Origin of the sequence: Streptomyces sp. CB02959 (assembly GCF_002803155.1) — a bacterium.
Lineage (GTDB): Bacteria > Actinomycetota > Actinomycetes > Streptomycetales > Streptomycetaceae > Streptomyces.
On record NZ_NNBP01000019.1, the window covers coordinates 33,532 to 59,484 of the forward strand.

A 25,953-nucleotide genomic window follows, 5' to 3' on the forward strand; every position below is an offset into this window, starting at 1 on the left:
GGGTCGGGCGCGCGGGATCGCCGGGGCCCGCAAATACTGAGGACGTGCCCCGGTCAGGACCCTCAGGACCGTCGACGTCGCGCCGCCGGATGCTGCAGGCCGCCGTCGGTACCGTTCTCGCAGCCACCGCGGGTGCCGGCGTGTGGGCCTGGCGCTCCCCCGACACCTCGCGCCCGGCCTCGCCGGCCCGCGAGCAGGAGTCCGCGGAGGAACCCGACGATCAGGTGTTCCTGCACGTCATCGCGCACCCCGACGACGGCCTGTTCTTCATGAACCCGGGTCTGGAGCAGGCCATCCGCAGCGGCGCGCGGACCGTCACGGTCTGCCTGACGGGCGGCGAGTCCGACGGCCGGAACGCCCCTCGCGGCAGCGCTCTGCACCACCGGGTGATCCCCGACCGGCCGGCGTTCGCCCGCGCCCGGGTCAACGGACTGCTCGCCGCGCACGCCCAGATGGCCACCGGCGACCCGGAAAGCACCTGGGACGCCGAGGCCCGCACCCTGCTCCGCGGCTTCCAGGTGGAGGTCCAGACGCTGCGCGCCGCGCCCCAGCACCAGCTGGTCTTCGTGGAGCTGGTCGAGGCCCGCGCGGTGTACCAGCCGCGCGCCGTCAGCCTGCGCGGCCTCTGGCTGGGGGTGGTCGACTCGATCCCCACGCTGCGGCCCGAGGGCAGCCCCGTCCAGCGGCAGTTCCGCTACACCCGCGACCAGGTCACCGACACCCTGACGGCGGTCCTGGACTGGGTCCGGCCCACCGTCGTGCGCACCCTGGACCCCAACGCGGTGCACTCCGGCAAACGGCCGCTGTCCACCCCCGATCCCCGGCTGGCCGGTCTGCGCTACTTCGACCACCAGGACCACACCGCCTCCGCCCACTTCACCCAGGCGGCGCTGGCCCGCTACTGGGGGCAGGGCAGCCCCGCCCCGACCGTCGTGGAGAACTACCTCGGCTACGAACTCGGCGTCCTCCCCGGCGACCTCGACCCGTCGACCGTCCGCCGCAAGGCCGGGACGCTGGACATCTACGGCTGGGCCGACCACCGCCGGTGCGCCGACCCGGCGGGCTGCGGCGACCTGAAGGTCGGCGGCTCCGCCCTCAACGGCAGCCCGCGGAGCTGGACCCGCAGCACCCGGCTGCGCGCGCCCGGCTCCAACGCCTGGGTGCGGCCGGCCCGGGACGGCCGGCTGACCGCCTTCGCGGTGCGGGGCGGCGCCGCGTACGGCTGGGCGGAGACCCGGGCGGGCAGCGGGCGGTTCGGCGCGCCGCACCGGATCGGCGGGGACCTGCTCCAGGGGCAGCTGCACGTGGTGCGCCACCCGGACGGCACCCTCCAGCTGTTCGGGTCCCGGACGGTGCTGCCCGCGCCCGGCGTCGACCACCACCGCGAGCTGGTCACCGCGCGGCAGAACGGCACCGGCCCGGACGGGGTGCCCGCCTTCGGGGAGTGGGAGTCGCTGGGCTCCCCGGAGCGGGACCCGGTCCGGACGCTGGAGATCGGCTTCCCGGCCGCGGTGGCCGCCCCGGACGGCACGGTGCACGTCTTCGTACGGACCTGGGACGGCGGGATCGGCCACCGCAGCGGCCCGCACGGCGCCCAGTGGTCGCCCTGGGGCCTCCTGGAGGGACCGGCCGGTGTCGGCACCCTCAAGGCGTCCCCGCAGATCGTCGACGGGATCGACGCCTGTGTGGACGCCGGGGGGCTGATCCACGTGGTCGCGCCCAGCGTCCGGACGGTGCAGCACTGGGTGTCGAAGGAGCCGGGGGAGACGCCCCGGCCGGGCGCGGCCACCGGCCTGCCGGAGCCGGGCGGGCCGATCAGCATCGCCCCCCTGGCCGGCGGTGTGGTGCGGATCGCCTACCGGCAGTCGCAGACCGCGCGGGTGCTGATCGCCGAGCGGCGGCGGGCGATCGGCAGCTGGCGGGTCTCCGGGCAGTGCGAGCGGGCCGGCGGCTACGGGCGGGTGGCGCTGGCGCCGGCCGGCAGCGGCGACCGGATGGTGCTGGCCGCCCGGGACGACGCCGGTGACGTCCGGGTGGCGATGGCGCAGGCCGCGCCCAAGCCCTGGCAGCGGTGCCGGCTGGCGCACTCGGCGGCCGCCGGGGTGGCCCACGACGCGGCCGGGCGGGCGGTGCTGGTCGCCCTCGGCAACGACGGCCGGCTGTACGCGGCCCGGCAGGCGAAGGCCGGGCAGACCGCGCCGTTCCTGGGGTGGCGGGGTCAGACCGGCCGGCCGGAGCGCACCGGCGACGCCTCGGGCTGACCGCCCGGCCCGCCGCGGCGGGCCGGGGGCCGGAGTATTCGCCGGGAGACGACGAAGGTGACCGGCAGCGCCAGGAGTGCCGCGGCCAGCGGCGCGGCCACGCTGTTCATCCCCAGCCAGCTCACCAGCGCCACCAGACCGGCGCTCTGCACCGCGTAGTTGGTGACCTGGGTCAGCGGGAAGAGCAGGAACTTCTTCCAGGTGGGGCGGGTGCGGTAGGTGAAGTAGGTGTTCAGGAAGAACGAGCCGACCAGGCTGAGGGTGAAGCCGGCGGTGTAGGCCGCGAAGTACGGCAGCAGGCGGTGGAGCGGCAGGTAGCAGGCGTAGAAGGTGGCGGTGTTGACGCCGCCGACCACGGTGAACCGGACGATCTGCCCCCAGGGGACCGCCGCGGTCGGCCGGCGCATCAGCGGGGCCGCGGGCCGACGGCGGCGGTCCCGGGCGGGGCCGCCGCGTGCACGGGGGCGGGCGCGGCGCCGTCGCTCTCCTTGACCAGGAAGTGCGGCCGCCGCTTGGTCTCGTAGTAGATCCGCCCGATGTACTCGCCGATCAGCCCGAGCATCACCATCTGCAGGCCGCCCAGCCCCACGACGATGGCCACCAGCGTCACGTAGCCGGGTGCGGTGACCCCGCCGACGGCGGCGGCGCCGATCACCCACAGGGCGTAGAGGGTGGCGAACAACGCCAGGCTCAGTCCGGTGTAGATGGCGGCGCGCAGCGGACGGCAGTTGAAGGAGATCATCCCGTCGATGCCGTAGTTGACCAGCGAGCCGAAGCGCCACTTGGTCTCCCCGGCCTCCCGGGCCGCGTTGCGGTAGTCGAAGCTGACGGTGTCGAAGCCGATCCAGGAGAACAGGCCCTTGGAGAAGCGGTTGTACTCGGGCAGCGAGACCAGTGCGTCCACCGCCTTGCGGGACAGCAGCCGGAAGTCGCCCGCGCCGTCGACCAGTTCGACGTCGATCCAGGTGTTGACGGCGCGGTAGTACAGGCGGCTGAGCACGGTGCGCAGCCGCCGGTCGCCTTCCCGGCTGCGCCGGGCGATGACCTGGTCGTGGCCGAGCTGGTAGAGGTCGAGCATCTTCTCGATCAGCTCCGGCGGGTGCTGGAGGTCGGCGTCCATGATGATCACCGCGTCGCCGGTGGCCGCCCTGAGCCCGGCCAGCATCGCCGGCTCCTTGCCGAAGTTGCGGCTGAAGGAGAGGTAGCGGGTGGTGCCGCGGTGCCGGTGGACCAGGGTGCGCAACCGGAGCAGGGTCCCGTCGCGGCTGCCGTCGTCCACGTAGCACAGCTCGTACCGGACGGCGAGGCCGTCCAGTACCGCGCGCAGCTGTGCGTCGAAGCGACCTATCACGGCTTCTTCGTTGTAGCAGGGGACGACGATGGAGAGCTTCATGGGCGGGCCTTTCCGCCGGGGACAGGGGGCGGCTGAGGCAGCCGTCCCCTGAAAAGCAGTTTTACAAATCCTGATGAAACGCACTATTTGGGCGGCCGGGTGGAGTGGGCCGCGGACGCCGCCGGCGGACCGCGCCGACCTTGGCCACCGCGCCCACCGCCAGCACCCCCGCCCCGCTCACCGCCACCCCCGCGGCCAGCCCCGGAGGGGTGTACGCGCAGCTCAGCCGTGCCGCGCCCGGCTCCAGCGGAACGGTCATCAGCCCGCCGAACGTCCCCGGCGCCCGGACCGGCCCACCGTCCACCGAACAACCCCAGCCGGACACCGCCGGCAGGGCGAGCACCGCGGTCCCGGCGGCCCCCGGACGCAGCCGGGCCACCAGGCCGTGGCCGCCCGCGGTCAGCCGGACCGGCCCCTCCAGGGCCCGCAGCGCCGCGGCCAGCCGGCCCGGGGGCAGGCAGCCCACCGCCCGCTCCGGCACGTACTGGCGGCCCTCCCCGGCGAACCGCACCGGCACCGTCCCGTCCGCCGGTACGGTGCCCAGCCGCCGCAGCGGGCCGGCGGTGACGTCCCACCGGCCCACCGCCTGGGTCGTCGTCCCCGGCCCGCCGACCTCGCCCGCGAACCACGGCGCGTACCAGAGCGCCTCGCCGCCCGGGGTGCACCGGGCGGTGAAGACCGTCCCGCCGGCCTGCGGGGCCACCGCGCCCGGGGGCACGGTGGGCTGCCGCCGGTCCGGGAGCACCCAGCCGCCGGGCGCCCGCTCCGGGGGCGGCCCCGCGCCGGGCACCAGCCGCGGCACCTCGTAGACCCGGGCGCCCAGCAGCCGCTCCTGACGGGCGAAGACGGTGTCCGGGCCGGTCCCGGGGCCCGGCAGCGGCCCGCGCCGCACGGTCAGCAGCGGCGCCGCCGGGCCGCGCCACACGGAGTAGCTGCCGCGCGGCCCGCCCGCCACCGGCTGCACCTGCGCGCTGCTCACCCCCATCAGGGCCCGCCCCACCGGGTCCTCGAAGCTGAGCGTGTGCCGCCCCCGGATGTACCAGCCGGCGCCCAGCCCGTGCAGTGTCCGGGCGGTCGCCGCGGGCACGTAGCTGCTGTAGTACGCGCCGCCCTCGCCGCCGAGCAGCAGCGGATCGTTGTCGGCGAACTCGTGCGGGCCCGGATCCGTGCGGGAGCGCGGCCAGTCGTCGCGGGCGGCCAGTCCCCGCCGGGTGGCCAGCGCCCCCTCGGTCAGGGTCAGCTTGGGCTGGAACCACGGGATGCCGTCCCGCGCGGCCGCCACCGCGAACGCCGTGTACGCGGCGGTCAGCGTGGTCGCGCAGACCAGCACCGCGGTGACCGCCGCCCGCCCCAGGGGCCGCGCCCGGAGGCGGGCCGGGGCCAGCAGCGCCGCCAGCACCACCGCCCCGCCGCCGGCCACCACGATCCAGGTCGGGCCGCTCACCGCGCTGCGGTCCCGGCAGCACCACAGCAGCACCGCGACCAGCCCCGCCCCCGCGGCCAGCTCGCGCGGCCGCGGGCGGTGCGCCAGCGCCAGCCAGGCGATCATCACCAGCACGCCGCTGAGGACGAAGGCGGCCCGGTAGGGGCTCCCGTTGGGCAGCGCCAGCCCGTGCCACAGCAGGATCGTCGGCTTCCAGACGAGCGAGGCGCCGATCCCCGCCGCCAGCAGCGACCAGCCGATCCGCACCCGGGCCGGCACCGCCCGGACGAACGGGAAGGCGGCCACCAGCAGCAGCGCCGGCACCCCGACGAAGATGTTCGGCGCCGGTACCGCGCCGTGGCCGCCCGGCAGCAGCTGCGCCAGTTGGTCCAGCAGCGGCGGTCGCCCCCCGTACACCGCCGGGGGCGGCGGCTGCGAGGCCCGGCTGGCCTTCAGCGTCACCGTCAGCACCGGCGCGGCCAGCGCGATCCCGACCGCCGCCATGGCGGCCGCCCGCCCCGCCGCCCGCCGCCGCCCGCCCGCCGGTGCGGCGACAGCAGCGTCGTCGCCGTCGTCCACCAGCAGCCGCACCGCCAGCACCAGGCCGGTCGCCAGTGTGGCCATCGCCGCGGTGTAGAAGTTCCCGGCCCAGGCGAGCGCCACCAGCAGCGTCCCGGTCACCCAGCGCACCCGCCGCAGGCACCAGTCCGCGGCGATCCCCAGCAGGGGCAGCGAGACCAGCCCCCACATCCACATCGGATCGGCGGCCCCGTCGTTCAGCACCCAGGCGCACAGCCCGTACCCCACCGCCAGGAGCGCCCGCGGCCCGCCCGGTCCGGGCCGCAGCCGCCCCAGCAGGACGGTCATCAGCGCCGCGCCCAGTCCGATGCTCAGCAGCGTCACCAGGAACACCGGTAGATCCACCAGCGCCCGGGGGAACACTCCCACCAGCACGGAGAACGGATTCATCAGATAGGTGACGAAGTCCGCCAGGAACGGCACGCCGTACCCGCTGCCCCAGTTGAAGAACAGGTCCCCGTGGGCGGTGCCGTGCAGCAGGTCCCACAGCCGGGCGTGGAAGGGCACGAACTGGTTGCCCAGGTCGTTGACGGCACGGGAGCGCGGCCCGAACGGGTAGCCGCCGTGCGCGGCCAGCGCCAGGCAGTACGCCCCCATGGACAGCAGCGCCGCCAGTCCGGGCGCGGCCGACCGGCGCCATCGGGTCCGGCCGGCGGGTGTGGCGCATGTCGCGCCGGGCGAGGTCCGGGCAACCCCGCGGGTCCGGACCCCCTCTTGGGGTGCGGAAGGTGTCGGGCTCACCGGCGCTCCTCCGAGGTCGGCGCGGTACTCCGCGCGCAGACAGGCAGCGAACGATTTATATGGCTTGATGTCTTGATAGTCCGTTTTACCCCGGAGGGGGCGGGGTAGGGCGAGGACCCGCAGAAAGGAACGGAGGCCACTGTTCCCGTGTCCGACAACCCCACCGATCCCACAGGTGCCGCCGACGCCGCTCGCGCCGGCCGCCCCGACGGCCCGCAGCACCCCGACGGCCCGGACCGCTCCGCCCCGACCGTCACCGTGATCGTGCCGGTCCACAACACCCGCCGCTACCTCGACCGCAGCCTCGGCTCGGTCTTCGCCCAGACCCTCGACCCGCACCGCATCGAGATCATCGCGGTCGACGACGGCTCCACCGACGGCAGCGGCGCCTGGCTGGACGAGGCCGCCGCCGACCACCCCCGGCTCACCGTCGTCCACCAGCCCGCCTCCGGCGGCGCCGGCCGCCCCCGCAACGTGGGCCTGGACCGCGCCACCGGCGACTACGTCTTCTTCCTCGACTCCGACGACCACCTCGGCCCCGAGGCGCTGGCCCGCCTCATCCGCATGGCCGAGGAGCACCACTCCGACGTCGTCTACGGCCGGATCGTCGGCGCGGAGGGCCGCGGCGCCCCCGTGGACCTGCGCACCACCAACCCCCGCGTCTCGGTCTTCGACTCACCCGTCTACTGGAGCCTGGCCGCCTACAAGCTCTTCCGCCGCTCCTTCGTCGAGCGCCACCGGCTGCGCTTCGTCGAGGGCCGCCTGCTGGCCGAGGACCTCCCCTTCGGCATCGCCGCCCTGCTGCGCGCCGAGACCATCTCGGTCCTCGCCGACTACGACTGCTACTACCTCCACGGCCGCGACGACGACAGCAACGCCTCCCGCCAGGACATGGACTGGCCCGCCTACCTCGCCTACATCGACACCGTCCTGACCGGCGTCGCCGCCGAGGTCCCGCCCGGCCCCGACCGCGACAAACTCATGGTCCGCCACTTCCACGGCGAGATACTCATGCCGTTCGCGGCCCCCTACCTCGCCCGGGACGAGGCCGGCTGCCGCGCGATGCGCGAGGCCGCCCGCCCCCTGGTCGACCGCTACCTCACCGACGGGGTGCTCGCCGCCCTCCCGCCCGGCCTCCGGCTCCGCGCCCACTGCCTCCGCGCCGGCCTCGACGCCGAACTGGCCGCCGTCGTCCGCGCCGACTCCGGCCCCGGTTCCGCCCCGGCGCCCGGCCCGCCCCGCATCGAGGACGGCCGCGCCTACGCCGCCTACCCCCACTTCCGCGACCCGGACCACCCCCTGCCGGACGCCCTCTACGACCTCACCTCCCGCATCGCGGTGCGCCAGCGCCTCACCGGCGTCCAATGGGTCGGCGGCGTCCTCCACCTCCACGGCACCGCCACCCTGCGCGCGGTGGGCGCCGACCGCGTCGAGCTGATCCTCCACCGCAGCGGCGCCCACCTCCGCGTCCCCGCCGCCTACGGCCCCGACGACACCTGGCACGCCGCCCTCGACCCGGCCACCGCGGCCCTCGGCGAGCCCCTGACGGACGGCATCTGGGGCCTGAAGATCGCGGTCACGGCGCACGGGGCGGCGACCGGCCCGGCCCCCGACGCGGCCGACGCCACCCCCTCCGGCGCCCTCCGCCGGGAAGCCTGGCTCGTCCCCGAAGGCGGCGAGTCGGCCACCGACACCGCCCCCCGCGTCGTCAGCCACGGCCCCGCCGGCCCCACCGTCGCCGCCCTCTTCCTCTCCTCCCCGCACCGCCATCTCCACCTCGACCTGGACCACGACGGGGCCCGCCGCCCGCTCGGTGCCGACCTCCGGGGCGCCACCGCCCGCAGCCGCACCGGCCGTGCCACGGTCGACGCCCGCCTCACCCTCCCCGGCTGCCCCGCCGACGCCGACCTCCAGTTCGTGCTGCGCGACGCCACCCGCTGCGTGGCCCTGCGCACCACCGTCGAACGCGCCGCCGGCGACCGCTACCGCGCCCGCTCCCGCCTCCGCGGCGGCCCCCCGGGCACCTGGCGGGTCGCCCTCCGCCTGACCGCGGGCGGCCTCCGCCGGGAGATCCCGGTCCGGTCCGCGGACGGCAAGGGGCCGCTGACGCTCAAGGTGCCCGGGTGAGCGGCTGACGGAACACCCCCGGGCGGGGCGCCCGCCCGGGGGCGCCGTCATCGCGCCGTCCCTGGACGCATGCCAACCGCCCTGGTGGCATGGGGACTTGTGGGCAAAGGGCGGCGCGTCCGGGCCTCCCGGAGGCGCCGGCGCCCCGCTGTCCGGCGGCCGCCGATGCGGCCAAGTCCCGCCCCGCGCCGCGCTTTTGGCGCGTTCTTGTCGTATTCCTCGTAGCCCCGTGGCGCCAACTTGTTCTATAAAAGCTAGAACAAGTCGACAGGGGGATCGGCAGACCACCGTCCGCTCTCCACTCCTCCCTGCCGCCTCTCACCACCTCGACCCGCAGGGAGAACCGATGCGTTCGCGCCCCCTTTGGCGTAGCAGGATGTGTGCCGTGGCACTGGCGGCGGTCGCCGTCGCCACCGGGCCGGTACCAGGCGCGGCCGCGGCGGCCGCGGCCCCCCGGGCCGCCGCCCTCGTACCCGCCGTGGACCGCGAGGTCCGGTTCACCGCGGACGGCACCACCGCGTACGGCACGGTGCACATCCCCGCCCACCGCGCCGGCCGCAGACTGGCCGCGGCCCTGCTGATCCCCGGCAGCGGCCCGACCGACCGCGACGGCGACGCGCCGCCCGGGTTCGCCCCGCACACCCTGTCCCTCCTCGCGGGCGCCCTCGGCGAGGACGGGGTGATGAGCCTGCGGTTCGACAAGTACGGCACCGGGCGGACCGGCATGGGCGGCCGGCCCAGCGCCCCCGACATGGCCGCCTACACCCGCCAGGCCGTCGCCGCGTACGCCACCCTGCGCGCCCAGCCGGAAGCCGATCCGCGCGCACTGCTCGTGGTCGGGCACAGCGAGGGCGGCCTCCGGGCGCTGCTCGTCGACCGGGCGGTGCGGGACAAGCCCGCCGGGCTCGCGCTGCTGGCCCCGCAGGACATGCGGCTGCTGGACATGGTCGACTTCCAGCTGGCGGGCGCCCTGGACCGGGCGGTCGCGGCCGGACGGCTCGACGCGGCGCGGGCGCGGGCGGACAAGCGCGGCGTGACCCGGGCCATCGCCGACTTCCGGGCCGGGCGCTCGGTGGACACCTCGAAACTGCTGCCCTCCGTCGCCGCCGCCCTCGACGGCATGTTCGGGCCGGTCAACGCCGCCTTCGTCCGCAGCGACGACGCCGTCTACCCGCCGTCCGTGGCCCGGAGCGTCGCACCGGGCACGCGCACGCTCGTCACCTGCGGTACGGAGGACACCAACGTGCCGTGCCGGACCGTGCCGCCGCTGCTGTCCGCGCTCGCCGGTGCCCGCACCACCGGCCCCGGACTGCGGGTCCTGCCCGGTATCGACCATCTGCTGCACCCCGCCGGGACCCCGGCCGACGCCCCGGTGATCGCCCCGGCGGCGCGCCGGGCCCTGCACGCCTTCGTCCGCCCCTGGCGGCAGGCCCCGGCGAGCTGAGCCCCCTCCCGCAGCCCGGCCCCGTCGGACCCGTCCGGCGGGGCCGGCGCGTCTCAGGCGTGCTGCGGCGTACCGGTCTCCGCCCCCGGGGGCGTGTCCAGCCCGTCCACCAGGCGGTCCAGGAAGCGGGTGAAGGTGGCCTCGGGGGTGAGGGGGCGGCCGGGGGCGGCGAGGGCCCGGGCGAGTTCGGGGTGGTGGCCGTCGGCGGCGACGGCGGCGAGGCGGCGGGCTTCGGCGGCGGCCCGTTCGGGGGCGTCGGCGGCCGCGGCGCGGGTGAGTTCGTGGCTGACGTGGGAGGCCACGAAGCCGGTGAGGAGGCTGAAGACCTCCAGCTTCGCGGCGCCGTCCAGGGGCAGGGGGCGGAGCGCGGTGAGGGCGTGCTCCAGCATGGCCAGGGTGTTCGGGCCGAGGGCGGTGCGGTGGGTGGTCAGGGCGGCCGGCAGCCAGGGGTGGCGGAGCATCAGCGCGCGCTGGTCGCGGGCGAGGGCCTTGAGGTCGGCGCGCCAGTCGCCGCCGAGCGGGGCGGGGGGCAGGAGTTCGCCGCCGACTTGGTCGACCATCAGCTCCAGCAGCGTCTCCTTGTCCGGGGCGTAGCTGTACAGCGACATCACGCCGGCGCCGACCCGGGCGGCGACCGCGCGCATGGTGACCGCGTCGAGCCCTTCGGCGTCGGCGAGGGCGACGGCCGCGGCGGTGATCTCCTCACGGGTGAAGGCGGGCCGGCGGCCGCGGCGGGGGCGGTCGGGGGATGCGGGCGCGGGCACGGCGGCGGGTCTCCTCTCGCGGGTGGGCGGTCCACCGGGGACATCCAAGCATCCGCTATTCTCGTACACAGTACGAGAATGAGTCTTCGGTGGGAGGGGCGGCGATGACCAAGCGATGGACCGCACCGGGCGGGCGACCGGCGCGGAGCGCCCGGTGGATGCGGGCGACGTGGCGGAAGGTGCCGACGGGACCGTACGAGGTCGGGTGCGAAGCGGGGCTGGCGGTGCCGGGCGGCGACGGGGACCCGCTCGTGACGGACCACTACTTCCCGCGCGGACCGGGGGAGTTCCCGACACTCCTGGTGCGCTCGCCCTACGGCCGGGGAGTGCCGTGGGCACCGCTCTACGGGATCCTCTTCGCCGAGCAGGGCTTCCACGTGGTGGTGCAGAGCTGCCGGGGCACGGGCGGATCGGGCGGCGACTTCCACCTGTGGCGGAACGAAGCGGCGGACGGCCGGGCCGCGGTGGTGTGGCTGCGGCAGCAGCCGTGGTTCGACGGGACACTGGCCACCATCGGACCCAGCTACCTCGGATACACGCAATGGGCGCTCGCGCTGGAGCCGCCGCCGGAGCTGCGGGCGATGGTGGTGCAGATCGGGCTGCACGATCCGTACGCGTACTTCCACACGGGAGGCGCGGTCCACCTGGAGGACGCCCTGCTGACGGGGACCGCGATGGCGCACCAGCACCGCGGCGTCGGCCCGTTGCTGCGGGCGGCGCTGCGGCTGCGGCGCTGGCTCCGCGGCGCACACCGCGAGCAGCCGCCGTACCCGACCGGACCGGCGGCCGAACTGCCCTGGCTGGCCGAGGCGTTGGCCCATACTGACCGGGACGATCCGTACTGGCACGGGGCGTCGACGGCGGAGGCCGCGGCACGCCCGACGGTGCCCACCTGCCTGATCGGCGGCTGGCAGGACGTCTTCCTCGACCAGAACCTCGCACAGTACCGGCGGCTGCGCAGCGCGGACTCCGAGACCGCGCTGCTCGTCGGCCCCTGGACGCACACCTCGGCACTCCAGGAGGGCTGGCCCGTGGTGTTCGCGGAGAGTCTGGGGTGGCTGCGGGCGCAGCTGGGCGGGGACCGGGCGGGGCTGCGGCCCACGCCGGTACGGGTGCACGTCGGTGCCGGCGGCGGGGGCGAGTGGCGGGACCTGCCCGACTGGCCGCCGCCCCCGGGCGCCGCGGCGGTCCCCTGGTACCTGTCCGCGGGCGGCCGGCTCGCGGAACGGGCCCTGGGCGGCCCCGCGCCGGTGGGGGAGTTCCGCCACGACCCGGCCGACCCGACCCCGTCCCTCGGCGGGCCGCTCGCCCGGGGCGGCGGACGCCTCGACAACCGGCCGCTGGAGGCCAGGGCGGACGTGCTGACCTTCACCGGGCCGGAGCTGGCCGGACCGCTGGAGGTACTGGGGCCGGTCGGGGCGCGGCTGCGGGTGACCGGGGAGCGGGGCCCGGGGGCCGCCGGCGCCGCCTTCGACGTCTTCGCGCGGCTGTGCGACGTGGACCCGCAGGGCCGCTCGGTGCATGTGTGCGACGGGCTGGTGCGGGTGCCCGGCGGGGCGTCGGAACCGCTGGAGGCGGTGGTGCCGATGACCGCCACGGCGCACCGGTTCGAGGCCGGGCACCGGGTGCGGTTGCAGGTCAGCGGGGGTGCGTTCCCGCGGTACGCGCCCCCGGCCGGGGCCGGCCCGGTACGCGTCGTCCTGCACCCCGGGTCGGTGCTGGAGCTGCCCTGACCGCGGAACCCCGACCGCGGGGCCCGCAAACGCAGGGCCGCCCGCCCCCGGGAACGGGAGCGGGCGGCCCGGACGGCGGACGCGGGGCCGTCAGCCCCGGCGGGACTCGGGGTGGTGGTGCTGCCAGCCCGCCCACGCCGACGTGATCATGTCGCGGACGTCGTGGCGGGCCTCCCAGCCCAGCTCCTTGCCGATGCGGTCGGCGGCGGCCACCACCCGCGCCGGGTCGCCGGCACGGCGCGGCGTGACCTCCGGGACGACGCCCTGGTGGCCGGTGACCTGGGCGATCAGGTCGACCATCTCGCGGACCGAAACACCCTCGCCCCGGCCGATGTTGAGGGTCAGATCCCGCACCGGGCCCGGCTCGGCGAGCTTGCGGGCCGCCGCGACGTGCGCGTCGGCGAGGTCCGCGACGTGGATGTAGTCGCGGATGCAGGTGCCGTCGGGGGTGTCGTAGTCGTCACCGAAGATGCGCGGCGCGGCGCCCTGGGTGAGCCGCTCGAAGACCATCGGGACGATGTTGAAGACCCCGGTGTCGGCCAGCTCGGGTGTGGCGGCACCGGCGACGTTGAAGTAGCGCAGGCAGGCGGTGCTGATGCCGTGGGCCTTGCCGGCGGCACGCGCCATCCACTCGCCGACGAGCTTGGTCTCCCCGTACGGGTTGATCGGGGCGCAGGGGGTGTCCTCGGTGACCAGGTCCACGTCCGGCATGCCGTAGACGGCCGCCGACGAGGAGAAGACGAACCGCGGCACCCCGCCGGCGGCCATCGCTTCGAGGAGGGTCTGCAGACCGTGGACGTTCTCGCGGTAGTAGTGCAGCGGCATCTCCACCGACTCGCCGACCTGCTTCTTCGCGGCCAGGTGGACGACGTCGGTGATGCCGTGCTCGGCAAGGGTGGCGTCGAGCAGCGCGCGGTCGAGGGTCGAGCCGACGATCAGCGGCACGCCCTCGGGGACCCGGGCGCGGACGCCCGTCGTCAGATCGTCGAGGACGACGACCGACTCGCCGGCCTGCCGCAGGGCCCTTACGACATGGGAGCCGATGTAACCGGCACCACCCGTGATCAGGTAAGACATAGCGCCAATCCTAGGCAGGGAACAGAGGGACAACAGGGTGCGGGTCAGTGGCGCAGCCGCCGGGCGGCGATCCGCCATACGCTGCGCGGCCCGGACGCCACCCGCAGTGCCAGCGCACCACCGGTGGTCGAGTACGGCTGCGCCAACAGCACCAGCCGGCGCCGGCTGGGCAGCACCCGGCGCCGCAGACCGGCCCCCACGGCCCGCAGCCCCACCCCGATGGCGGTGCCGTCCGTGCAGGTCAGCCGGGCCGTCAGGTCCCACGGCTCGGGGTCGGCGGGGCGGGATCCGGGCACCTCGGTGAGCGGCGCGAGGTCCAGCGCCACCGTGGCCGTCCAGGCGGTGCCGTCGGCGGTGGGCTCAAGGGCGGCGGTGTACACCGGGCCGGGGCGGTCGTCGCGGCGGCGGTGCAGCGCGATGTCGACACCGACCGGACCGGCCGCGGCCAGCCGGCCGTACAGGTCGTGGACGCGCAGCCGCAGCAGCCCGCCGGTGGCGCCCAGCACCGGATCGGCGTCGACGGTCACCGGCAGGCTCGGGGACGCGTCGGTGCCCGGCACGTCCTCGTCCGCGGCGTCCACCGTGTCGAAGGCGCCGAGGCCGTCCAACCGCACCGCGGGCAGCTCCGCCGACCACACCGGGGCCCCGTCGCCGTCCGTCGCGTACGGGGGCAGCAGCCGTCCGGGCCGGGCCGCCAGCTGGGTCAGCCGGTCCAGGTCGCGGGGGGCGGTGGAGGCCAGGATGACGCGGGCCAGCCAGCGGGCCGGGGCGTGCGCGGCGGCCAGCTCGGCCTCCTCGAAGGAGGCCAGGTGGTCACGGGTCAGCTGCCACCACTCGGCCCGGTACTCCACGCTCCGGGTGTGCAGCTCACGGACGTACATCCGCAGGTCGTGGTCGAGGAACTTGGTCGCCGCGGCCTGCGTCAGCGCCTTCCGGCCGGCGTCGCCGAGGATCCGCAGGACGGTGCGGTGCGCCTCCAGGCGCTGCCGCCAGTTCGCGACGTCCTTGCGGTCCAGGGAGATCGACTGCTTCGCGGCGGCCCGCCGGACGTGCCACACGTAGACCGTGTCGGGAACCGTGGCGATCTTCGGGGCGGTGGCCAGCACCCGCGCGGTGAAGACGAAGTCCTCGTAGTGGTAGCGGCCTTCGGGGAACGCGATGCCGTGGCCGGTGAGGAACTCCCGGGCGTAGAGCTTGTTGACGCAGAGCGTGTCGCGGACCAGTTGCGGCGCGGCCTCGGGGCTGTCGTACACGGCCGGCTCGCGGTAGAGGGCCGGCTGCCAGGGCACATCGCGGCGGGCCGGCAGCTCCCGGCGCACACAGGCACCCGCGGCGACCGGCGCCTGGTGCCGCAGCGCCGCGGACAGCAGGGCCGGCACCGCGCCCGGCGGCAGCACGTCGTCACTGTCGAGGAACATCACGTACCGGCCGGTGGCGGCCCGCAGCCCGTCGTTGCGCGGGGAACCGCAGCCGCCGCTGTTCTCGCCGCGGTGCAGGACCCGCAGCCGCGGCTCGGTGCGGGCCACGGCGTCCAGCGCGGCACCGGTGCCGTCGGTGGAGGCGTCGTCCACCGCGATCACCTCGGCGACCGCGTCCCCCTGCGCGAGCGCCGAACGCACCGCGTCGGCGACGTGCACGGCATCGTTGAAGGCGATGACGATGACGCTGACCTGCGCGGTTGGCGTGAGGGCGGGCCCAGGCTCTGACTCAAGGGCGTCATTCACAAGCACTAAATCTACATTTCGTGTCGACAGCAGCTCTTGGCGCGGGCGGGTTCGGGCCCCAGTTCTTCAGGGTCAGAGGGCGAAAACCGCCGAGCGGTTGCAGCGGCCGCCTACTTTTTCCGCCTCATTGCCGTCTCGTAACCAACCGGACCCCGGGACGAGGCCGCACGTCAACCCGCGCGGACGCTCCGCGAGGGCACCCGCACATGCTGTAACGACGCGGGCGCCGGGAGATGCCGATCCGGCCACCGCACACCGGCCCGACCCGCGCCGCCACCCGCGCGGCCCCGCCACCCGCCCACCCCCCTCACTCCATGACCAGGTCCGCGACCCGCCCCGCCGCCCCGCCGTCGTCCAGATGGCAGAACGCCCGCCGGAACTCCTCATACGCCTCCGCGCTCGCCCGCGCCACCCCCGGCAGGTCCCCCAGCGCCTCCACCACCTCGCCCGTCGACGACAGCAGCGGACCCGGCACCCGCGCCTCGAAGTCGACACTGAATCCCCGCAGCGTGTCGCGGTAGTGCGCCAGGTCGGGGGTGAGGAACAGCATCGGCCGGCCGGTGCCCGCGAAGTCCGCGGCCAACGACGAGTAGTCGGTGACCAGCACGTCCGCGGCCAGCAGCAGCTCGGTCGCGTCCGGATACGACGACACGTCGACCGCGAACGGCGCATGGTGCGCCGGCAGCCGGTCGGGCACCTGCGGATGGCTGCGCACCAGCACCACGTGGTCCCCGTCCAGCGCCGCCCGCGCCACGTCCAGGTCCAGCGGCAGATGCAGCCGGTGGTGGGAGGCGTCGTACGCCACGTCGTCGCGCGGTGTCGGCGCGTACAGCACCACCCGCTGCTCCGGCCGCACACCCAGGTGGGCGCGGACCGCGGCGGCCACCTCGTCCCGGTCCGGGGCGTGCAGCGCGTCGGTCCGCGGCAGCCCGGTCTCCAGCAGCTTCCCGGCGTAACCGAGCGCCGACCGCAGCACCGGGGTGCTCGCCGCGTTCGGCGACAGCAGCACGCTCCACTGCCGGCCCAGCCGCGGCCGCGCCGCCAGGTGCGCCAGCCCCCCGCACAGCGTCCCCGCCAGGTCCGCCCCGATCCGCTTCAGCGGCGTCCCGTGCCACGTCTGGATCACCCGCTGCCCGGCCCGCCGCACGAACCAGCGCGGCAGATGGGTGTTGGTGACGATCCAGTGGCTGTGCGCCAGCACCCCGTGCCAGGCCGCACTGCCCACCACCACCGGCCGGGCCGACGGCGGCACCGCGGTCTGCGCGTCCCGCACCGCCCACAGGTGCTCCACGTCCATCCCCCGCCGCACCAGCTCCTCGTGCACCGCCCGCGGCGAATCCCCGTACGCCCGGCCGCCGAAGCTGCTGTACAGGACGGTGTCCCGGAGCGGCCGCGAGCGGTGCAGCGGATAGTGCTGCTCGCGCAGCACCCGACGCCGGTACGGGCCCCGGTCGACCGGCGGCACCGCCGGCCCGGCCGCCACGAACACCTCGTCGTACCGCACCCGGTCCACCGTGAACGGCTTGCCGCGCACCGTCCGCGTCACCGGCAGCCCGTCGAAGACCGACGGCGCGTACCGCACCGGCGCATCCAGCGGCGACCCCGCCGCCCCCTGCGCCCGCAGGTGCAGCGTCCAGCGGCCCTCCCGCAGCGGCACCTCCCCGGCCAGCGACGGCAGCGCGGCCAGCGGCAGCGCGCAGTGGAACCGCCCGCTGTCGTGGACGGCCGGGAAGACCGCCTCGGTGGCGTGCGCGGTGTGCTTGAGGACCAGCTCCGGGGCGGGCGGCGCGGCGTCCGGCAGCGTCCCCGCCAGCAGCAGCGTCCCGTCCGTCCGCCACACCACCCGGTCCACGTACGGCTGCGGGACCCGGTCCTGCAGCACCAGTTCCCCGGCCGGCGACGCGGCCGCCACCACCTCCCGGCCGTGCGGCAGCGGATGGGCCACCGGCGCCGACCCCGGCGGGCAGACGACCGGGTCGGTGCCGCCGCCGGGCAGCACCAGCTCCGGCAGCCAGGTCTCGGTGTGCGGCGGCGGGACCGCGGCCGGCTCACCGTCCCGCGCGGGCCGGGCCGCGGCCAGCACGTCCAACCGCACCCGGACGACGCACCGCCCGCCACCGGCCCCGGCGAGCTCGGACCCGTGCCCGTCCCCGCTGTCGTGCCGCTGCCCGTCCCCGTCCCCGTGCCGGTCGGGGCCCGCCGCGTCCGCGCGGGCCCCGCCATCCGGGGCCTCCGGGACCGGCGTCACTGCCGTCACTGCCGGGGCCTCCGAGGTAGCCGGGATCGTCAGGGCCGCCCCGCCATCCCCCTCCGCCGCCCCCTCCACCGGGAACGACAGCACCGTCCCCGTCCCCCGGTGCGTCAACCGCAGCGCCACCGGCGCCGGCCCCGGCGCGGCCACCGCCAACTCCAGCGCCCCGCCCACCACCCGCGGCGGCTCCGCCAACCGCCGCACCCCGCAGGACACCGCGATCCGCAGCCGCCCGTCCACATACCGCGGCGTCACCCGCACCCCGTCCGCGCCCTCGTACCCGCCCGGCGCCGCCCCCGACCCGCTGTCCGGCGCCGCCAACCCCCCGGACCGCACCACCCCCGCCGACGCCACCAGCACCTCCACCCGCCACTCGCCGTCCGCCGGCCGCCCGCCCCGCCGCAGCCGCGCCGGATCCAGCCGCAGCTCGAACCCCGACCAGTCGTAGCAGTGCAGCTCCTGCCCGGACGCCGCGGTCGCCTCCGGCATCGCCACCGTCCGCAGCGGCAGCACGATCCGCCGCCGCCCGCACGACAGCACCACCGTCCGCAGCGCACCGTGCCGCGACCCGGCCGGCAGGTTCCGCACGTAGGCCCACCCCCGCAGCAGCAGCACCCCGCCCCGCCACACCGCCTCCCGGACCTCCGCCCGCACCGGGAAGTCCGCCCGCTCCAGCCGCACCACCCCCGCCGGCAACGCGACCGGCGGCGCCACCCGCCGCCGCAGCGGCGGCCCGACCACCGCGAAACCCCCCGGATTGCGCGCCTCGTGCGCCAGCAGCGTCCCCAGATCCGCCAACCGCCCGGCCCGCACCAGATACCAGCGCATCCGCAGCTCCACCGGCAACGCCCGCAACAGCCGCGGATCGGTCCGCGCCAGGAAGTCCCGCGCACAGTCCAGAAGCGCCGTCCGCACCTCCGGCGCCGCCCCCGGCGCCGCCGCCACCAGGTCCACCAGCCCCTCGGTCAACTGCGCCCGGTCGTAGTCCGCCCGCAGCCGCCCGCACGCCGGGCGCACCGGATCGGCCAGCAGCGCCCGCATCCGCGCCACCGCCGCGAACCGGTCCCGCACCCCCTGCGCACTCGGCCGCCGGTGCCGCCCCGCACCCTCCGGCAGCCGCCAGTAGCAGACGTGCTCGTGCAGCACGTCCACCGCCTCCGCCAGCACGTGCGCGGGCAGCGCCACCGCCGCACCGTCGCACAACTCCCCCTCGGGGAAAGCGAACCGGTGCCGCTCCCAGAAGGAGCGACGGAACACCTTGTTCCGTACGAAGTGGTCACCGAGCAGCGCCGGATCCTCACCGATATGGGTGCGCAGCACCGTCTCCCGGGCCGCCGGATGGTCCACCGACTGGCTCCGCCCTGCCACCCCCAACCGGTAGACGTTCCCGGTCGCCAGATCCGCCCCCGACTTGTCCAGCAACCCCACCAGATCCTCGTACGCCCGCGGCAGCAGCACGTCGTCCGGCGCCAGGAACGCCAGGTACTCCGTATGCGGAAAGACGTGCCGGGCACCGGCGTTCCACCCCCCGCCCCGGCCCCCGCCGCCGTGGTGCACCACCCGGAACCGCGGATCCCGCTCCACCCACCGCCGCCACCGGCCCGGCGGCGACCCCTCCGGCGGCCCGTCGTCCACCAGCACCACGTCCAGTTCCGCCAGCGTCTGGGCCGCCACCGACTCCAGACACTCCTCCACATGGCGTGCGGACCCCGCACCGGGTGGGACCGGGACGACAACGGTGAGCCGAGGCTTCATGGGCGGACGAGCCTTTCCGGACTGGCGGACCACGGGACCAACCCCGGGGCACACACGGGACGATGCGGCCGACTCGTCCCTCAACTCGTCCATCGGCGACCCGGTCACCGGCGCTGCGCTGAAAGGGTGAGGCGAAGGTGCGGCGGAACGGCCCGTGACCGCGCGATGGCGTAGACCGTGGGACAGCGTGCCCGGCGCCCCGCGCACCGGACACCGGCAACCGCCCGCCGCCCAGGAAGGTGACCGCCCCGCGATGCCCGGCCGAACCGACAGCTCCGCCGCCACCGACCGCCCCGACACCGCGGCCCCCGCACCCGGTACCCCCGCCGCCCGCACCCCGCACCCGGCCGGCACCGCCCCGGCCGCCTCCACCGTCCGCCTCCCCGTCCTCCACGAACGCGGCGGCCTGGCCCGACTGCTGCCCGCCCGGCCCCCGTTCGCCCGGCAACTGCGCCGGATCGGCCCCGGCCGCGTCCTGGAGATCGGCTGCGGCGACGGCGACACCCTCGCCGCCTGCGCCCCCGGCAGCGTCGGCATCGACCACGACCCGCGGTCCGTCGCCCACTGCCGCGCCCGCGGCCTGACCGCCTACACCGCCGACGCCTTCCTGGCCGGCCCGCACGCCCGCCCCGGCGCCTTCGACGCGCTGCTCACCGCCCACGTCCTGGAACACCTCGACGACGAACAGGTCGAGGACCTGCTGCGCGCCTACGTCCCCTATGTCCGGCCCGGCGGCGGCGTCCTGCTGATCACCGCCCAGGAGGCCGGCCACCGCGCCGGCCCGGAACCCGTCCGCTTCACCGACTTCACCCTGCTGCGGGCCTTCGCCGAAGCCGCCGGGCTCGCGGTCCGGCGCACCTACTCCCACCCGCTGCCGCGGACCGCCGGACGGGTCCTGCGCGCGAACTCCTTCGTCCTGGTCGGCCAGGTGCCCCGGGGCTGAACCGGCCCGGCCCGGCCCACCCCGGCGCCCCGCCCGCCCGACGGATCAGCGACCCGCCGGCCCCGAGCGCCCACGCGCCCGCACCAGTGCCCGGGTCACGATCGGCGGCAGCACGTCCCGCGCGACCCGCCGCAGCACACCCCGCGGCGGCCGCGCCGCCGGACCCGCGGCGGCCGGCCGGGCCGCCGCCGCCGGCTTCCCCGCCGGCCGCTCCGGCGCCTTGTGGCGGGACACCGGGTGCGCCGGCTCCTTCGCACCCTTGGCACTCAACCGCACCAGCGGCGCACCGTTGACCTCCTGCACCTCGTGCCACACGTCACCGCGCTCCGCCAACCACCCCAGCAGCGCCGCCCGGTACGGCTCCGGGTCCCCCCACGTGCCGTAGAACTTGGTGCCGGTGACGCAGATCGGCCGCAGCCCGTGGTCCGTCACCGCCTGCCACGTGGCGGCGGCCACCCCCGGGCAGTGCTCGGCCCGGTAGTCGTCCATCACCACCACCCCCCGGTCGGTCAGCAGCTCCCGCACCGCCAGGATGTCGCCGTGCACGTGCTCGTACAGATGCGACGCGTCGATGTGCGCGAACCGCACACTGCCCGCCGCGACATGCTCGCTCACCGAGGAGCTCAGCCCCTGCACGATGACCGGCAACTCCTCGTGGAACGAGAGGTAGTTGGCCTCGAACGCGCGACGCGTCAGGGTCGCGTACGACTTCGCCATCTCCCGGGAGTTCGAGGCGTCCTCGGCCGGCGAGTCGAACAGGTCGCAGACCGTGAACCGCTCCTCCGGGCGGAGCCGCGCACCCAGGAAGATCGCGCTCTTCCCCATGTACGCGCCCAGCTCCAGCAGGTCACCCGCCACCGCACCGTCCTGCTGATGCCGCAGGAACCAGTCGAAGAGCAGCTGATCGGCGGTGAAGAACCACCCCTTGACCTCGGACAACCGGGTCGGGCGCGGCAGGTGGTCGGCACTCTGGTCTGCGGTCACGGCAGTCATGTGCGGTCCGTCTCCAGACGGTCGGGAATCGAGGGCGATATACGACACGAGGGCGCGGCGCGGCACCGGAATCCGGCCACGCGCGCGCAGGACCCCGGTCGCACCATGCGTTTCACGGAGCGGCGCCATCGTGGGGCAGCAACATGAACGGAAGGTGAGCGGCGCCCCCGGCTCCGGTCATCTCCGCCGTCCCACCGCGGCGGACCCGGCGGCCGGACGGCGAGCGCCGCGGCCGGACGGCGAGCGCCGCGGCCCTACGGTGAGCACGGCGGTCACTTCACCGCGCCCGCCATCACCCCCGACACGAACTGCCGCTGGAAGGCGAAGAACACCACCAACGGCACCACCATCGACAGGAACGCCCCCGGCGCCAGCACATCGATGTTGTTGCCGAACTGCCGCACCTCCTGCTGCAACGCCACCGTGATCGGCGGATGCCCGCTGTCCGCGAAGATCAACGCGATCAGCATGTCGTTCCACACCCACAGGAACTGGAAGATCCCCAACGACGCGATCGCCGGCCCGCCGAGCGGCATCACCACCCGCGTGAACAGCCGCAGCTCACCCGCCCCGTCCAGGCGCGCCGCCTCCAGCAGCTCCCGCGGGATCTCCGCGAAGAAGTTCCGCAGCAGGAACACCGCGAACGGCAACCCGAACGCCGTGTGGAACAGCACCACCCCGGCCGTCGTCTCGAACAACCCCACCGCACCGAACAGCTTCGCCACCGGAATCAGCGCCACCTGCACCGGCACCACCAGCAGCCCCACCACCACCATGAACCAGGCATCCCGCCCCGGGAACTCCAGCCACGCGAAGGCATAACCCGCCAACGACCCGATCACCACCACCAGCACCGTCGCCGGCACCGTGATCGCCGCCGTCGTCACCAGCGACCCCATCACCTTCCCGTTCGACAGCAAATGGCTGTAGTTGTCGAACGTCAACTGCGCGGGCCGGGTGAACACCTGCCACCAACCCGACTCGGCGATCTGCGCCGGACTGCGCAACGACGACAGCAGCAGCCCCACCGACGGCATCAACCAGAACAACGCCACCAGCACCAGGAACACCCGCACCGCACCGCCCCCGGTGCGCGCCGCGAGCCGCGCGGCCACCGACGGCCCGCCACCCGCCCGCCGCCCCCGCGCACGGACCCCTCGACCGGCCGGCCCCGCGGCCCCGTCCACGGCCGACATCGACGACGTCATCGACGGCGCTCCTTCCGTATCCGGCGCAGATTCACGTACATCACCGGCATCACCAGCACCAGCAAGAACACCGCGATGGCACTACCCAGCCCCTCGTCCACATCCGTCCCGAACGACGACTGGAACAACTGCAACGCCAGCACGTTCGCCGACCGCAGACTGGACCCCGGCGCGATGATGTACACCAGGTCGAAGATCTTCAGCACGTTGATCATCAGCGTGACCAGCACCACCACCAGCACCGGCGCCAGCAACGGCACCGTGATCCGACGGAACACCTGCCACTCGCCGGCCCCGTCCACCCGCGCCGCCTCCAGCAGTTCCCGCGGCACCCCCGCCAACCCCGCCGCGATCAGCACCATCGCGAAACCGGCCCACATCCACACATAACTGCCGATGATCGCCGGCGTCACCAACGCCGGACCCAGCCAGTCCACCCCGTTGTACGCCGCCGCGAAATTCGCCGCCGGCAACCGCACCCGCGCCCCGACCGCCTCCGCCGCCGGCAACGCGAACGTCCCGTCCGCCGCCGTCACCGCCGACGCCACCACCCGGCCGCCCTTCACCGCCTCCACCGTCAGACCGGCCAGCGCCTTCTCACCCGGATCGATCACATTCGGCCGCCCCCCGCCCCCACGGGTGAAATCCAGCCACGCCGTACCGGTCACCTGCCCCGCCCGCGGCCGCGCCGCCACCGCCGGCCGCGCACCCCGCACATCCGACGACTGCACCGCCACCAACGGCAGATCCACCGGCACCCCCGCCCGCACCACCGACCGCCCGGTGAACGCCCCACCACCCGACGCCCGCAGATCCGCGTTCGGCCGCGGCTTGGCCCCCGGGAACGGCGCCGGCTCCGCGAACGTGTCATGCACCGCCACCCACACCGCATCCGCCACCCCACGCTGCGGATCCTGGTCGTAGACCAACCGGAAGATGATCCCGGCCGCCAGCATCGAAATCGCCATCGGCATGAACGCGACCAGCTTGAACGCCGTACCCCACCGCACCCGCTCGGTCAGCACCGCGAAGATCAACCCCAGCGCGGTGGACACCGCAGGCGCCACCACCACCCACACCACGTTGTTCTTCAACGCCGTCCGAATGCCCTCGTCCGAGAACATCGCCCCGTAATTCCCCAGCCCCACAAAGCCGTTCCCGGACGCGTCGAAAAGACTCCGGTACACCGAGAACCCGATGGGATACACCACCAACGCACCCAACAGCACCAACGCCGGCAACAGGAACACCACCGCGACCCACCGCCGCGACCCCGCCACCGCACGCCGCCGCGCCCCGCCCCCGACCGGCGGGCCCCCGACCGGAGGGCCCCCGACCGCCGGGCCCCCGACCGGAGGGCCCCCCTCCGCCGCGACCACCGCCCCCGCGTCCGCCCCCGCACCCGCACCCGCATCGCTCATCGCCGACGAACCCCCGCTCCCGATCGAGGTACTTCACCCAACGAGGTCGTGCACGGACACCTCAGTGCCCGAAAGCCTTCGCCGCGTCCTGCTCCAACCGCTGCTGGATACCCGCCACGTCCCCCGGGCTCTTCAGGAAGTCCTGCAGGTCCTTCCACTCACCCTGCCCCGGCTTGCCACCGAACGAAGCGGGCGCCTGGTCGGACATGTCGAACCGGAAGTCGTCACCCGCCGCGACCAACGCCTTGGCGATCTTCCGCATCACGTCATCCGCGTACGCCGCCTGATCCAACTCCTTGTTGGGCGAGAGGAAACCGCCCGCCCGCGCCCAGATCCCCGCCGCGTCCGTCGACGCCAGGAACGTCAGCAACGCCTGCGCCGCCTTGCCGTCCTTGAGCGCCACCGCCACATCCCCACCGGTCACCACCGGCGACCTGGCACCCACTGCCGGAAACGGGAACACCTTCGCGTCCGTCCCGACCTTCGCCTTCGTCTGCGCGATGTTCGCCGCCGCGAAATCCGCCGACGACACCATCGCCGCCTTCGGCGCGTCACCACCGGTGAACGTCTGCGTCACCGACGTCGGGAAGTCCGTCTGCAACGCCCCCGCATTGCCGCCCGCCAACAGCTCCTTACGGCCGAACAACTGCCCCAACGTGGTCAGCGCCTGTTTGACCGAGGGATCCGTCCACTTCAGGTCGTGCTTCGCCAACCGGTCGTACTTCTCCGGCCCGGCCTGCGACAGGTACACGTTCTCGAACCAGTCGGTCAGCGTCCAACCATCCGACCCGCCCACCGACACCGGCTCCACACCCGACTCGGAGATCGTCTGCGCCGTCTTCAGGAACTCCGGCCACGTCTTCGGCTCGGACACCCCGGCGTTCTCGAAGACCTTGGCGTTGTACCAGACCAACGACTTGTTGCTGGCCTTGAAATACACCCCGTACTCGGTGCCCTTGTGGGCCCCCAGATCCCGCCACCCCTTGCTGAAGTTCTTCGCCAACTGCGCCTTGGCGTCCGCCCCGAGCGGCTTGAGCCACCCCTTCTGCGCAAACTCGTTCAACACCCCGACCTGCTGCAGCAGCGCCACGTCCGGCGGCCCACCACCCGCGATCTTGGACCCGATGAAACCGGCCATGTCATCGCCGCTGGGCACGAAGTCGACCTTCGCCCCGGTGCGCTTCTCGAACTCCGCCAGCACCTTGGTGAAGTTGTCCCGCTCGGCGCCCGTCCAGACCGCCGTCACCTGCAGCCGCTGCCCGCTCAACTTCGGCAACGCCACCGTGGGCGCCGCACCCCCGCTCCCTTTCCCGGCCCCCTTCCCCCCATCCCCACTTCCGCTCCCACTCCCACACCCGGCCACCCCGAGCGCCAGCACCGCCCCGGCCGCCACCACCCGCACAGCCCGCCCGCGCACCCCGAGGCCCGTCCCCCTCCGCCCGCTCGCCTTCCCGCCCCTCGCGTTCCGGCTGCTCCCGGTGCCCGTCCCCGTGCCCGTCCCCGTACGGTCGACTCGTCTGCGCATCCCCGTAGCCCTTCCGTAGCCCCTTGATCCAGCGCCCGCGAACGGCCCCGCCCGGTGCGGCCGGGTCCCGCCCGCCCACGCCGGTGCCGTGCCACCGAACCGTTCCGCGTCCGCCAGTGCCGTGGTTACCGTGCCGTCGCGCCGTACCATCCAGCTGAGTGCTGAGTGCTGAGTGCTGAGTGCTGAGTGCTGAGTGCTGAGTGCTGAGTGCTGAGTGCCGCCGCGCCGCGCCGTCCGGGCGAGCGCCGTGGCGCTCGTGGTGCTGTGGTGCTCGTGGTGCTCGTGGTGCTGTGGTGCTCGTGGTGCCGTGGAGCCGACGCAGTCGCCCCGAGCGCCCCGCCGGTCCGCATCCGGTCCGCATCCGGTCCGCATCCGGTCCGCGTCCCGGTCCACGCGCGGCGCCGCACCGTGGCCTACCGCTTACTACTGCGCTTGCTGCCTTACCGGCCGTGCCAGCCGTACTGGCCTACCAGCGCCTACCAGCCCCACCGGCACCTGCCGTTCCCACCGGATTCGCCGGATTCGCCGGAGCCGCATCCGCACCACCACCCACGTCTGCGCTCACCCTGAGACCGAGACCGAGACCGAGAC

Annotated in this window: 16 protein-coding genes; 5 read left to right on the forward strand and 11 right to left on the reverse strand. The window is 75.1% G+C overall.

Going from position 1 to position 25,953, the window contains the following annotated elements; genetic code table 11:
• Positions 1-89 precede the first annotated feature (89 nt).
• Positions 90-2,261 (forward strand): PIG-L family deacetylase, encoded by a 2,172-nt coding sequence (locus tag CG747_RS27765; protein WP_100604585.1) that lies wholly within the window; start codon positions 90-92, stop codon positions 2,259-2,261.
• Here the strand turns inward: CG747_RS27765 and CG747_RS27770 are convergent.
• The 3 genes from CG747_RS27770 to CG747_RS50755 form a co-directional block, all read right to left on the reverse strand.
• On the reverse strand, positions 2,219-2,668 hold the full coding sequence (locus tag CG747_RS27770; RefSeq protein ID WP_100604586.1) for a GtrA family protein: 450 nt from the start codon (positions 2,666-2,668) through the stop codon (positions 2,219-2,221). The genes CG747_RS27765 and CG747_RS27770 overlap by 43 nt on opposite strands.
• A complete protein-coding gene (locus tag CG747_RS27775) occupies positions 2,668-3,654 on the reverse strand; it encodes a glycosyltransferase family 2 protein (protein ID WP_100604587.1) in 987 nt (328 codons plus the stop codon). Before CG747_RS27775 ends, CG747_RS27770 begins: the two co-directional genes overlap by 1 nt.
• Before the next feature lie 61 nt (positions 3,655-3,715).
• Positions 3,716-6,397 (reverse strand): YfhO family protein, encoded by a 2,682-nt coding sequence (locus CG747_RS50755; protein ID WP_100604588.1) that lies wholly within the window; start codon positions 6,395-6,397, stop codon positions 3,716-3,718.
• A gap of 147 nt (positions 6,398-6,544) precedes the next feature.
• Here CG747_RS50755 and CG747_RS27785 point away from each other — a divergent pair, with 147 nt between their 5' ends.
• Together CG747_RS27785 and CG747_RS27790 are read left to right on the forward strand one after the other, a co-directional pair.
• Positions 6,545-8,524, forward strand: a complete 1,980-nt coding sequence (locus CG747_RS27785) for a glycosyltransferase (RefSeq protein WP_100604589.1) — start codon at positions 6,545-6,547, stop codon at positions 8,522-8,524.
• A 376-nt stretch (positions 8,525-8,900) separates the two neighbouring features.
• Positions 8,901-9,968 (forward strand): serine aminopeptidase domain-containing protein, encoded by a 1,068-nt coding sequence (locus CG747_RS27790; RefSeq protein WP_107490324.1) that lies wholly within the window; start codon positions 8,901-8,903, stop codon positions 9,966-9,968.
• 53 nt (positions 9,969-10,021) lie between these two features.
• Here the strand turns inward: CG747_RS27790 and CG747_RS27795 are convergent, their stop codons facing one another.
• Positions 10,022-10,732 (reverse strand): TetR/AcrR family transcriptional regulator, encoded by a 711-nt coding sequence (locus CG747_RS27795; protein ID WP_100604591.1) that lies wholly within the window; start codon positions 10,730-10,732, stop codon positions 10,022-10,024.
• Between the two features lie 104 nt (positions 10,733-10,836).
• Here CG747_RS27795 and CG747_RS27800 point away from each other — a divergent pair, with 104 nt between their 5' ends.
• On the forward strand, positions 10,837-12,465 hold the full coding sequence (locus CG747_RS27800) for a CocE/NonD family hydrolase (RefSeq protein WP_257980790.1): 1,629 nt from the start codon (positions 10,837-10,839) through the stop codon (positions 12,463-12,465).
• A gap of 90 nt (positions 12,466-12,555) precedes the next feature.
• Here the strand turns inward: CG747_RS27800 and galE are convergent, their stop codons facing one another.
• The 3 genes from galE to CG747_RS27815 form a co-directional block, all read right to left on the reverse strand.
• Positions 12,556-13,542, reverse strand: coding sequence for a UDP-glucose 4-epimerase GalE (gene galE, locus CG747_RS27805; RefSeq protein WP_100604593.1), 987 nt, complete (start codon positions 13,540-13,542; stop codon positions 12,556-12,558).
• Positions 13,543-13,586: 44 nt separating this feature from the next.
• Complete coding sequence (locus CG747_RS27810) at positions 13,587-15,266, reverse strand: glycosyltransferase family 2 protein (protein WP_100604594.1); 1,680 nt, start codon at positions 15,264-15,266, stop codon at positions 13,587-13,589.
• Between the two features lie 307 nt (positions 15,267-15,573).
• On the reverse strand, positions 15,574-19,272 hold the full coding sequence (locus tag CG747_RS27815; protein WP_100604595.1) for a CDP-glycerol glycerophosphotransferase family protein: 3,699 nt from the start codon (positions 19,270-19,272) through the stop codon (positions 15,574-15,576).
• 253 nt (positions 19,273-19,525) lie between these two features.
• Between CG747_RS27815 and CG747_RS27820 the strand changes: the two genes are divergently transcribed.
• Positions 19,526-20,215, forward strand: a complete 690-nt coding sequence (locus tag CG747_RS27820) for a bifunctional 2-polyprenyl-6-hydroxyphenol methylase/3-demethylubiquinol 3-O-methyltransferase UbiG (RefSeq protein ID WP_100604596.1) — start codon at positions 19,526-19,528, stop codon at positions 20,213-20,215.
• Positions 20,216-20,260: 45 nt separating this feature from the next.
• Here CG747_RS27820 and CG747_RS27825 read toward each other — a convergent pair whose 3' ends face one another.
• The 4 genes from CG747_RS27825 to CG747_RS27840 form a co-directional block, all read right to left on the reverse strand.
• Positions 20,261-21,208 (reverse strand): class I SAM-dependent methyltransferase, encoded by a 948-nt coding sequence (locus CG747_RS27825; RefSeq protein WP_100604597.1) that lies wholly within the window; start codon positions 21,206-21,208, stop codon positions 20,261-20,263.
• 272 nt (positions 21,209-21,480) lie between these two features.
• Complete coding sequence (locus tag CG747_RS27830; RefSeq protein WP_180985728.1) at positions 21,481-22,416, reverse strand: carbohydrate ABC transporter permease; 936 nt, start codon at positions 22,414-22,416, stop codon at positions 21,481-21,483.
• Positions 22,413-23,837: a carbohydrate ABC transporter permease gene (locus tag CG747_RS27835; RefSeq protein WP_100604598.1), complete on the reverse strand. Its 1,425-nt coding sequence runs from the start codon at positions 23,835-23,837 to the stop codon at positions 22,413-22,415. Before CG747_RS27835 ends, CG747_RS27830 begins: the two co-directional genes overlap by 4 nt.
• A 61-nt stretch (positions 23,838-23,898) precedes the next feature.
• A complete protein-coding gene (locus tag CG747_RS27840) occupies positions 23,899-25,233 on the reverse strand; it encodes an ABC transporter substrate-binding protein (protein ID WP_100604711.1) in 1,335 nt (444 codons plus the stop codon).
• Positions 25,234-25,953 lie beyond the last annotated feature (720 nt).

Coding starts and splice junctions, on each gene's coding strand:
- CG747_RS27765 (WP_100604585.1), top strand. CDS start 90: ATGCTGCAGGCCGCCGTCGGTACCGTTCTCGCAGCCACCGCGGGTGCC.
- CG747_RS27770 (WP_100604586.1), bottom strand. CDS start 2,668: ATGCGCCGGCCGACCGCGGCGGTCCCCTGGGGGCAGATCGTCCGGTTC.
- CG747_RS27775 (WP_100604587.1), bottom strand. CDS start 3,654: ATGAAGCTCTCCATCGTCGTCCCCTGCTACAACGAAGAAGCCGTGATA.
- CG747_RS27790 (WP_107490324.1), top strand. CDS start 8,901: ATGTGTGCCGTGGCACTGGCGGCGGTCGCCGTCGCCACCGGGCCGGTA.
- CG747_RS27800 (WP_257980790.1), top strand. CDS start 10,837: ATGACCAAGCGATGGACCGCACCGGGCGGGCGACCGGCGCGGAGCGCC.
- galE (WP_100604593.1), bottom strand. CDS start 13,542: ATGTCTTACCTGATCACGGGTGGTGCCGGTTACATCGGCTCCCATGTC.
- CG747_RS27815 (WP_100604595.1), bottom strand. CDS start 19,272: ATGAAGCCTCGGCTCACCGTTGTCGTCCCGGTCCCACCCGGTGCGGGG.
- CG747_RS27820 (WP_100604596.1), top strand. CDS start 19,526: ATGCCCGGCCGAACCGACAGCTCCGCCGCCACCGACCGCCCCGACACC.
- CG747_RS27825 (WP_100604597.1), bottom strand. CDS start 21,208: ATGACTGCCGTGACCGCAGACCAGAGTGCCGACCACCTGCCGCGCCCG.
- CG747_RS27830 (WP_180985728.1), bottom strand. CDS start 22,416: ATGACGTCGTCGATGTCGGCCGTGGACGGGGCCGCGGGGCCGGCCGGT.
- CG747_RS27835 (WP_100604598.1), bottom strand. CDS start 23,837: ATGAGCGATGCGGGTGCGGGTGCGGGGGCGGACGCGGGGGCGGTGGTC.